10 protein-coding genes are annotated in these 11,029 nt (G+C 37.6%); 3 read left to right on the forward strand and 7 right to left on the reverse strand.

Going from position 1 to position 11,029, the window contains the following annotated elements; translation table 11 throughout:
- Positions 1–13: 13 nt before the first annotated feature.
- The 3 genes from KAS42_01085 to KAS42_01095 are packed head-to-tail and all read left to right on the forward strand — an operon-like array spanning position 14 to position 3,669.
- Positions 14–1,600, forward strand: coding sequence for a hypothetical protein (locus KAS42_01085; GenBank protein ID MCK4904826.1), 1,587 nt, complete (start codon positions 14–16; stop codon positions 1,598–1,600).
- 35 nt (positions 1,601–1,635) lie between these two features.
- On the forward strand, positions 1,636–2,772 hold the full coding sequence (locus KAS42_01090) for a hypothetical protein (protein MCK4904827.1): 1,137 nt from the start codon (positions 1,636–1,638) through the stop codon (positions 2,770–2,772).
- Between the two features lie 9 nt (positions 2,773–2,781).
- Positions 2,782–3,669 carry a 5'-3' exonuclease gene (locus tag KAS42_01095; protein ID MCK4904828.1) on the forward strand — a complete coding sequence of 296 codons (888 nt, stop codon included), beginning with the start codon at positions 2,782–2,784 and terminating at the stop codon, positions 3,667–3,669.
- A gap of 261 nt (positions 3,670–3,930) precedes the next feature.
- Here KAS42_01095 and KAS42_01100 read toward each other — a convergent pair whose 3' ends face one another.
- The 7 genes from KAS42_01100 to aspS all read right to left on the reverse strand — a co-directional run bounded on the left by KAS42_01100 (position 3,931) and on the right by aspS (position 10,995).
- Positions 3,931–4,269 (reverse strand): DUF805 domain-containing protein, encoded by a 339-nt coding sequence (locus KAS42_01100; protein MCK4904829.1) that lies wholly within the window; start codon positions 4,267–4,269, stop codon positions 3,931–3,933.
- A gap of 182 nt (positions 4,270–4,451) precedes the next feature.
- Positions 4,452–4,736 carry a hypothetical protein gene (locus KAS42_01105; GenBank protein ID MCK4904830.1) on the reverse strand — a complete coding sequence of 95 codons (285 nt, stop codon included), beginning with the start codon at positions 4,734–4,736 and terminating at the stop codon, positions 4,452–4,454.
- Between the two features lie 129 nt (positions 4,737–4,865).
- Positions 4,866–6,215: a hypothetical protein gene (locus KAS42_01110; GenBank protein MCK4904831.1), complete on the reverse strand. Its 1,350-nt coding sequence runs from the start codon at positions 6,213–6,215 to the stop codon at positions 4,866–4,868.
- 277 nt (positions 6,216–6,492) lie between these two features.
- Positions 6,493–6,735, reverse strand: a complete 243-nt coding sequence (locus KAS42_01115) for a hypothetical protein (protein MCK4904832.1) — start codon at positions 6,733–6,735, stop codon at positions 6,493–6,495.
- Between the two features lie 78 nt (positions 6,736–6,813).
- Positions 6,814–7,371, reverse strand: a complete 558-nt coding sequence (locus KAS42_01120) for a YcxB family protein (GenBank protein ID MCK4904833.1) — start codon at positions 7,369–7,371, stop codon at positions 6,814–6,816.
- Between the two features lie 188 nt (positions 7,372–7,559).
- On the reverse strand, positions 7,560–9,023 hold the full coding sequence (locus KAS42_01125) for a VCBS repeat-containing protein (GenBank protein MCK4904834.1): 1,464 nt from the start codon (positions 9,021–9,023) through the stop codon (positions 7,560–7,562).
- 160 nt (positions 9,024–9,183) lie between these two features.
- Complete coding sequence (gene aspS, locus KAS42_01130) at positions 9,184–10,995, reverse strand: aspartate--tRNA ligase (GenBank protein ID MCK4904835.1); 1,812 nt, start codon at positions 10,993–10,995, stop codon at positions 9,184–9,186.
- Positions 10,996–11,029: the final 34 nt, after the last annotated feature.

Consider the following 11,029-nt stretch of genomic DNA (forward strand, 5'->3'; position numbering starts at 1 on the left):
GGAGATTAGACTAATGGATATTTTAAAAAATAAAAGATTTGTGATGGTTTTTCTTTTGTTTCTAATATTTGCATATTCGACTTGTTCGTGTATCTATGCAAAGGAAGAAATGAAACAACAATCTGATGTAGCAAACTTGGAGCAGATAAAGATTCTTTTGAATGAGGGGCTTGAGTATTTGAAAGTAAATGCATTTATGCAAGCTAAAGATAAGTTTGGTAAAGCTCTTAAGATAGCTCCCGATGAAATGGCTGGAGAAATTAAGGGTTTAGTGGCTCAAGTTAGCGACATGGAAAGTAGAAGTATTAGAATGGAAAAGTTGACAAAAGATACAAAAGACGTGGTAATTAGAGGCGAAGAAGAAGCCAGAAAACTCTCGGAATTGCAACAGAATATTATTCAATTCGAAAGAGAGCAAAAGAAACGGATATATATAGAACGGGGTAAACTTTCTTTTGACCAGGGTGAATACGAACAAGCGCTTCTTGAATTCAACAAAATTCTGGTTATTAATTCTCAAGACAAAGACGCTATCCTAAATATAGGAAAAACCAATTCTGCAATAGAAAAAGATAAACAGATGCAGGTAAAGCGGATACAAAAATACCGTGTAAATGCCAGGCGTTATGAACGTGATGAAAAATACGATAGAGCCATGGATGAACTTAAAAAGATAATCGTAGTAAATCCAACAGATGCGGAAGCATTAGAGTTTATGGAAGAAGTAAAGTTAGCTAAGGCTGAAATGGACGAATATAAGAGATTAGAAGACATGGTAAATACAGGCAAAGAGCATTTGAAAAATAAAGACTATGATGAGGCAATTAAAATATGGGAAAAGGTTTTAAAAGAAGAACAAGATTATCCGGGTATTGAAACACTAATTGCGCAAGCAAAATTTAATAAATCAAAGAAAGAAATGAATGTTGTTGAGGACAAATATAGAGCGAAGAGAGAAAAGAAGATGTTGGAAATTGACAGCGCTTTTGTGCCTGTTCTTGGCGGGGTAAAAGAAGAGAAGCAGAAGCAGACAGTAGAGGATGAAGATTTTTTGGCTATAAAAGCAATAAAGGAAACGATCAAGCAGAAAAAAGTTTCACTTGAATTTACCGATGCTGATTTGAGGTCAGTTATCCTGTTTCTTGCAAGGCAAAGCGGTGTAAATATGATGATTGATGAGGCTATATTTTCAGCAGAAACAACTACTATAGAAGGGGGGAATATTCCTCCTGCAGTAAGTGGCAGGGGAACTCCTACTATGCCGCCAGGCGCGACTGGTGCCGGTGGTGTTGGAGTGGAAACTATTCCTACTGTTCCTGTAAGCACTTATAATGTTACTGCTTCTTTGCGCGACATATCGCTTATGGACGCTTTGTCTTTAATATTGCGTTCTCGAGGTTTGAACTATGAGATATACCCCAACGTTATTTGGATATCTTCGAATGATAGGATTGATAACGTTCCGATGGAAACGCTTGAAACAAGAATTTTTGATTTGCAGTTTGGTGCACCTATCCGCGGACAAATAAGGCCAGAACCACTCCAACTTGAAACAATTACATTTGGAGAATCTGGTAGTTCAGGTGGTGGTGACGAATAAAATACAGGAAAAAATTAAAAAAGGAGTATGACTAGATGAGAGCAAAATTAGGGTTAATATGGATAACAGTAATTTTTTTAATAACTTTTCCAATAGGGAATGTCTTTAGCCAACGGACGGCAACAGGGACAACAGAAGATGTTTCGGATATCGGTATTGTAGATATTCTTACACAGATTGTTCCCCAGCCACCCGGTTCTTATATCACAGTTGTTCCCGGGCAAAATAAAATAATAGTCAGGAATACACCTGCAAACTTAAAAAAGATACAGAACTTCATAGAAGAATTGGGAACCCCGCCTCAGGTTTCGATAGAAGCAAAATTTGTTGTCGTAGGCGAAGAGACATATAAGGATTTGGGATTAGAGTGGGGTAGTTTCTCTTTTAATTGGGCAAATCCAATCGGAAGGAGCGAGAGATATTCCGGTATTCCCGGACTACCTACACAAGCATGGTCTCATGATACAATTACCGGTTCACTTACTTCGGGTGCCGGTATTATACCTCCTCCTCATGTTGCTGGCGGAGGATTGCAGATTGCTTATAGTTCAACAAATTATCCACAAATTGCTGCTACACTATATATGCTTTCCACCAGGTCGGATACTAAATTTCTTTCTGCTCCTACAATCACAACTTTGAATAATGAACCGGCAGTTGTAAGATTTGTAAAGACCATTAATTTCTTTGAAGATGTTGAGATTGACACAGAAACAGATGACGTTACAGACATTACCACTACAAATTATGATTGGACGTTTACAAGTCGGGATATAGGAATAGTATTATATGTAAGTCCTACGGTTATTAAACCGACTAAATCTGTAAGATTGTTTTTACAGCCGGTAGTAAGCGATATAGAAGGCGAAGATGTTTTTACTTTGTTTTTACAAGATGGTATACCGTTTAATGCTGCGCTTCCGCGATTTGTAAGTAAAGATGCGACTACAAATGTTAATGTTCGCGACGGAACCACCATTGTCTTGGGTGGATTGATGAATGAAAATACGACAGAAATATTATCAAAAGTGCCTTTTCTCGGTGATATTCCTGTGATTGGGAAGGCTTTTTTCCAGAGACAAGCTAAAAGTGTAGAAAGACAACACCTGTTGATTTTTATAACCGTAAATGTTTTGGACTCTCAAGGTAATCCTTACTTTGCACAAGGATAAGAAGAAGGTTTGATAGAAGAAAAATCCACTTCTAATAAAAAACTTTATTTATTAGATGCAAGTTCCTATATTTATCGTGCTTTTCACGCTTTGCCAAAATTTACTACTAAGGAAGGTTTTCCCACAGGCGCTATCTATGGGTTTGCAAAGATGTTGTTATCACTGCTTGAGAAAAAAAGTGTAAAATACATGGCTGTTTGTTTTGATAGCAAAGCCCCGACTTTTAGACACAAGCAATTTTCTGACTATAAGAAAAATCGCCCATCTATGCCGGATGATTTATGCCTGCAATTGCCTAAAATAAATCAAATAATTGACGCTTTCGGAATTAAATGTTCCAGAATGGACGGCTACGAAGCTGACGATATACTTGCAACGCTGGCTTGGAAATTTAAGGATGAGTTTGATAAAATATTGATCATTACTTCCGACAAAGATATGCTTCAAATTGTTAGTGATAAAATAAACGTTTTAAATTCTTCCAAAAAAGAGAACATATTGAATCCGGAAGCTGTCAAGGAAAAATTGGGCGTTTACCCTGAAAAAATACCTGACCTGCTTGCATTAATCGGCGATTCGGTAGATAATATACCAGGAGTTTCGGGAATAGGGAAAAAAACCGCTAAAGTTCTTCTTGATGAGTTTGGATTTTTGGAAGATGTGGTTGCCTCTACAGATAAAATCAAAAACGAAAAAATATCAGAGAGCCTTAAATTGAATTCTTCTCTTGCGTTAAACAACAAGAAGTTGATACTCTTGGATAAAAATGTTCCCATAGAAGTTGATGCGCAAGAATTGGAGGTTAAAACTCCGGATTGGTCCAGCTTAAGGGGAATGTTTGAAGAATTGCAGTTTAAAAAATTTGCGAAAGAACTTACACCTACTCTGTTTTCTTAAAATGGGGGATCCCCTTTCGTTACACGTAAAACGCTTTAACTGATTGCATTTGAGCTCTGCTCCTATAAATTTACCCTCTGCAATTTTGAAAAATTGCGAGGACTAAAGTCCCGGGAATGCTCCGCATTCCACGGGGAAAGATTTCCGGCACCTAGAGATGCAAGGCATCTCAGGGATTTAGTCCCCAAAAGGGATACTTTGGTCATTGAAATCACCTTGTGATTTCTGAGGGCGAAACAGAGAGGGGAAAGATTTTACCCCTTAGGATTCTACCTTCTGTTCTGCCTTTGGGTCAGACCCGTATTGATTATCACCTTTATTGCCTTCTGTAACAGCCAAAATAAGACTGTAGATCGGAATTAATAAAAACCATCCATTTTTCCCAACATCATGCATTCTACGAACACCAACAGCAATACCAGGAATTAAAACAGCAAGTGAATATATGGTAGAAACCATACTCATTCCTGTTATTCCCTTAATAATGCCCAAAATAAAACTAATAATCACATTAAAAAGGAAAAACATCCAATATTCTTCTCTTCTAGCCCTACCACTAAAGACAGCATATTTTTTTAATACAGCTATATACCAATTCATCGTACCTCCTTTTTTTTAATTTACACACCATCTCCGTTATACAACCTAAATAATCTGACAAATGTTGCATTGCAAGACCTGACCCCATCTATTACATCTATTAGACCCCATCTATTACAAATTCACATCCATATGTCTAACATTCAAAATCAATTTAGCTATGGGACATCAGAGAAAATAAGTTAAGATATCCCGAATTGCTTTATTAGATAATATACTATCTTACTTAAGATTAATATAATTTTATCGTAATTTAATAACACCATTATAATCAAAGTAAGCAAAACAATAATAAATGTTGGGATAACAGTCCAATGAGGCTTTTTAAATTGCCGTTTTGTCTTTTCTTGCAATACGATATGTCTTCCAATGTCATTTATTTCTTGGGACAGTAATTCCTCATCAAGTTCATCATCAGTCATTTTCTTAATTCTTTCAATGAAATTATTCTTTTTATTACTTGTCATCTGTGCCTAATTTTTTAGAAGCAAAATAAACTATAAAAGCTAATATAAACGTTACTATGACAATCTCTACTAAATGTTCAAATGGTCAAAGAATTGTATTTTTGAGAACTTTAAGAATTGTTTTCACGTTTATTTATCTAACTTTATTTGACCCTTTTGTTTCTTATGCTCGCGATGTTGATCAATTGTTTTGGTTGCACTTTCAGGGATTTCGATTCTAAATTCCTTACCATATATTTTCTTATAAGCTCTCCTGAAGCTGTCTGTGTTCCGAAAATCTCGGAATATTGGCCATGTTCTGAATTCATATTCTTTGATTGGCTCTTTGCTGTTCATTGCCGCCATAATGGACTCTGCTTGTTTGTATTCATTTTTTAAGACATGAACTCCAAGCGTAAATTTCGAATCAGTAGCACTCCAATCAACTTCGTTGAGCAATTTGAGCATGCCATTTTCATCTCCAGACCATTTTAATGTTATACACTTGTTTATTATGAAAATTTTGCGCCAAAATTCGTTGGATATCAGTTTGTGCGGCAAAGTAAGTGCAAAATCAAATACCATTCTTGCAAGTTCCCATTGCTCTGACTCCAAGAAGTTGAACCCTATGTTGTTTAATGCGACATCTGCATCTTCCAGTTTATCGGGCCAAACCTTTCTCAAAACAGACTGGCTCACTTTTAGGCTGACTTCCAATAGACACTTGTAGGCTTTCCTTAAGTACTGCTCATTTGCGCTTAATATCATGCCTTCTTTTAGCTTCTCATCAATCGTCACCCCATGTGTTTTACAGACTCTAATGTACTGTTGCGATACTTGTCCTCCTAGGTGAACGAACAAATTCCGTCGTTCTGTGAGTTCAATGAAAGTTGACCAACAGGACAACCCTTCTCGTATATTTAGTTTCAATTGTTTTTCCAGATAACCAATCTGTTCTGAATGCGACCCACGAAACAGTTGGTCAATTTCCTTGCTGATAAACTTTTCAATAGCGTTCTTAATCGAACCAAGTTGAAGAATCTCATCATACGAAAGAGTTTTATCCGGGCTCTTTAAGCGATCAGGAGTTGCACGAAAGAATGCCTTGAAAACATCTCCTAAGAATTGGTCATATTCTGACACCATCATTACAATTGCATTTTGCCTAAACAGTCTTTTCGCACGATGAAGTTTGCGTAATGTCATTATCAATTCAGTAACTTTGGTTAACAATGGAGTTTTTGTCGCTCCATTGTCTTTCTTTTTCATTCGGCTCTTTAGTGATTTCAGAATCTCTTCAACCCTATTACCTCTAGTTTTGTCTTTCTGCTCAAGTGTAGGGAGGACAACCTCGAACATTTCCACAATACATTCAAGATCAGTTAGAAAGTCCGATGTTGAAAATATTAGTCGGTCGTGAATTGACAACTGCTCTTTCTTTTCGCGTTTGTGTTGTATTCTCTTCTGTTGCTTCAAAGGTATTTTCTTCTTAAGACTCATCTATCAACCTCCCACAGAATTTGGAGATGTGATTCGAAATGTATTATACAACCTAAACAATCCGACAAATTCTGTACTTTTTTTATATTTCTGTTTTACCATCAACCATAAACCATCCACCACTTGCCCGCCATCGTTTTAGTAGCGGGTCAACCATCAACTAATCACTATTTATCCAACTTTATATTCAAATCTTTCAATTGTTTTTCGTTTACGGATGATGAAGCTTTGATAAAAGTTTCCATATTTTGTTTATAAACTTTCTACGGTAACTTTGTTAGCTTTTTCGGCAAAACTGATTATAAACGTTAGTAAGTATATAGGGACATTCTTCTTTTCGGGGAACTAAAAGAACAGAGGGCTTTTTCTTAAGAGGATATTTTTCTATGCCTTTCATTAGAACTTCAAGAGTTTTACTGTGCGCTATAACCTTGTTTTCAATAAGAGCTACCCATTCGCCGGAAAATTTATCCAAACTAACCTGCCCTTTTCTTTCTTTCAATAAAACAGTGTTTCTCATAACGTTTAAAGATAGCAGAAGCCTATTTTATTGTCAATCAGCAGAGTTCCTTTTTTACTATCAACTAACTACCCTTACCTATCCAACTTTATCTACAATTCTTTCAGCGGCATTCTTTATTCTCTGCCTACAAATAGCATAAAATGCATCCCACTGCTCGGAACTCTCAAACGCACTACGAGGAATTACTATTGCAGCCTGCTGATTAAGATAAATAAAAATATGTCTCCGGGTACATGCCAGCTTCTGCACTATCGTCCATCGCGTCTCAGATTTGCCATACTCTGATTCATTAACGAATGCTTCTTCTCCAAGTGTGATCGTCTTCTCACAAAAAACTGTTTTGTTCTTACGTGAAATCATGGAGAGAATTGTGAAAACTACCACGAATCCGAAAAAAAACAAAGCAAGCAATAATTCGATAAGAATAAATGCGATAACTACAGCAAACATTGGTTGGTCTGTGGACACTCTTTGCACTGCAGGAATCACACTTCCGAACGTGACAATGAGACATAAGCCAACTAAAAACAATAAACAGAATGGAGTATGTAATAGGTGGTATAAAATAAATGCCAGCTGGTCACGGAATGTGTTGCGGTAAGAAAGTGTCATGTCACTCTTGCAGTCTAACATTAGACCTCCTTCTGGAATATTTTCATATTTTATGTTTCTGTTTTCCTATACCATCCACCACTTACCCTGAACCCTACGTGCCTGCCCCGTACTCTATGTAGTTCGGGGGTTCACGGGTATCAACTAACTACTATTTATCCAACTTTATATGCAAATCTTTTAGTTGCCGTTCGTTGACGCTATATTTCCTATCGGTTCAACGAATATTCCAACACCACACCCCTATTATCTAGCATAGAACCTATCAACAATTTCTCATCACCAATTTCATTCATAGGCATAACTGCAAGTGTGGGTTTTCTCATACGCTTTAAGACTTCCGTTTTTTGATATACAAGATTTCCTTTATAGTCATAGACATATAAAACCAAAATATCCGGGTGTAGGCTCTTCCTCACAGCAAGATATTCAGGTTCGTCTTTATTAAATCTTACTGTAAGGGCTTTTAGTTCTCCGAATGCCCTGCATCCAGGCGCATCAAGTTGAATAACATCATTGCCATCAAAATCAACAATTCTTATTTTGTTTTCTTCGGTAAGCAAAATATGTGGTTTAACTTTATCATGCCACCTAATTACAGAAAATTCGGACGATTTCGTATCAATTTCCAATTTACCCACTATAATACCTGTAGGGTTCAATATATTAAATTTACTGTCTCCATAGGCATTATTTGAATTAGAATAAATAATTTCAGCTTTACCGTCTTCATCAAGGTCTATAATTTCCAAATGCCCAATCGCCAATATAGGATGCTGCCATATTGTGTTGCCCTCACTATCAAGCAGAACTATTCCATCGCCATACCTGTAATAAACAGCAAACTCTAGTTTTCCATCCCCGTCAATATCTCCAGGAACCACTCCATCTGGATATAATCCATTGCTTTTTGGATTAGTGAACTTCCACCTCTCTTTTCCATTAGAATCAAAAAGATATGCCCCTTTACTAAATCTATACGCGATAAAATTACATAAATGAGTACCATTTAAGTCCAACGGGGTTATATTACTGAATCCACCACTATCAGAACCTACTAAGTCTAACCTCTTTACCTCCTGATACTTTCCGTCAATAAACAAAACTCCACTCCAGTATCCCCATACACCAACCATAAGCCCTTTCTCTGCGTTATCCATACAATTCATACTGCTAATATTATTAATACTTACATCGTTATCGCATTCAAAAACTACTTCCCCTATAAGAAAATCTGAAGAGGATTTGTTCAATACTTTCTTCAATTCTACAGGTCTTCGTCGTTGCATACTAAGTTTCATTGAAACTCTACTCAAGCGGGAGAAACCAAATAATATGACAGGAATAAACGCGATAATTATTAGTGTTCTAATTAGTTGCGCTTTATTTTTGAAAATGCGTGACAAGGGGATATCTATCAGCCAGGGAAATAAAAACCACATAGCAGAACCCAGAACACCGAATAAAAATAACGGAGAAGCCATGCCAAACATCTGAAATACCGAAGAAGGCAATAACATAAGAGGAGCGTCTAAGAAAAAGAACAGGATAAATGCAAGGCCCGCAGTACTTGAACGAGAGGTAATGGCTGCAAAAAAGCAAAATAGCACCAAACAAAAATGAATCCCCGCCAACACAACCCCAATCTTAAATCCTATGGATTTATTTCTCATAATTCCTCCTCTCTAAACCATAAACCTTGCCCTGAACCCTACGTGCTGTGTCCTGAACCTCACATGGTTCGGGGGTTCACGGGTATCAACTAATCACTATTTCCCCCGATTAGAGATTACATCCGCCATTACTACATTGGCGAACTATCTCTAACGGGGCTTATCGGTCCAATTTTATATGCAAATCTTTTAGTTGCCGTTCGTTAACGGATGATGGGGCTTTGGTGGTGAGGCAGATGCCTTTTTGTGTTTTGGGGAATGCGATTACATCTCTTATTGAATCCTCTCCGCTCATTATTGCCATTAATCTGTCAAAACCAAACGCTATACCGCCGTGCGGCGGCGCGCCGAACTTTAACGCTTCAAGCAGAAATCCGAATTTTTCTTCTGTTTCTTCTTTGCTTAAGCCGACTGTTTTGAATACTTGTTCCTGCAATGCGCGGTTATGTATTCTTATGCTACCGCTTGCGATTTCGGTTCCGTTTAAAACCACATCATACGCCTTGCTTTTTACTTTTTCGGGTTCGTTTTCAAGATATTTCAAGTCCTCTTCAACAGGTGAGGTAAACGGATGATGTGAAAATTCCAACTTGCCCGCCAACGTTTCAGTGGCGGGTCGATTCCCTTCTACAGAATAATTAAGAAGCGGGAAATCCACTACCCATACAAATGAGAACTGCTCCACATCTTTTAACAATCCCAAGTCTTCGGCTAATTTCACTCTTAAACTTCCAAGCGCGGTATTTGTTATCTGTTTGTTATCGGCTACTATCAGGATTAAGTCGCCTGCTTTTGTGCCCAGAACTTCTTTTAATTTATTTAACGATTCTCCCTTGAAATATTTCACGATGGGCGAATGGCAAGAGTCCGCTTTCACTTCTATCCAAGCCAGACCGCCTGCGCCGAAACCTTTGATATATTCTATTAAATCGTTTCGCACTTTAATTGAAAGGGTTTCTGCGCCGCCTGAAACATTTATGGCTTTTACTATACCGCCTTTTTCCAGCACCTGATGAAAGATTTTTAAATCGGTTTGTTTTGCAATTTCGGTTATATCTTTTAGTTCCAATCCGAATCTTATGTCGGGTTTATCCACGCCGTAACGGGATATTGCTTCGTCGTAAGTGATTTTAGTAAAAGGTGTTTTGATTTTATGTCCTGCCGTTTCAAAAATGCATTTCATTAAACCTTCGGAGATTTCCATAATGTCTTCTTTCTCAACGAAAGACATTTCCATATCTATTTGTGTAAATTCGGGCTGTCTGTCTTTTCTCAAATCCTCATCTCTGAAACAGCGGACAAGCTGAAAATATTTATCCGTTCCGCCAACCATAAGCAATTGTTTGAATAGTTGTGGCGATTGAGTAAGGGCATAAAATGAATACGGACTAAGTCTTGAAGGAACAAGATAATCCCTTGCGCCTTCGGGTGTGCTTCGGGCTAAAAACGGTGTTTCTATTTCAAGAAAACCTTTTTCGGTCAAAAACTTTCTTGTCTCTTGAGTGGCTTTATGTCTTAACAAGAGATTTTTCTGCATCCTTTCTCTTCTTAAGTCAATGTATCTATATTTAAGCCGAACTTCCTCGCCGATTTGTTCTTCATCAAGTTCAAATGGAGGAGTTTCCGATTCGTTCAGGACTTTTATTTCATCTACAACAACTTCCAACTTTCCCGTGGGAAGAGCCGTGTTTTCCGTGCCTTGAGGACGTGGTCTGACATCACCCCTTATGGCAATGACAAATTCGCTTTTTAAACTCGCCCCTCTACTATGTATTTCCGCGCTAACCTGCGGACTGAATACGATTTGGACGATACCGGTTTTATCCCACAGGTCAATAAAGATAACTCCGCCGTGGTCGCGGCTTGTTCTAACCCAACCCATCAGGGTAACAGTATTGCCTATTTCTTTGTCTGAAACCTCGCCGCAATATTGCGTTCTTTTCCAATCTCCTAAACCTTCAATTTTTGTCATAATTTTTTTACTCCGATTGATGTCCGCTTCGCTA

This window comes from bacterium (assembly GCA_023135785.1).
Taxonomy (GTDB): Bacteria; CAIJMQ01; CAIJMQ01; order CAIJMQ01; family CAIJMQ01; genus CAZNJA01.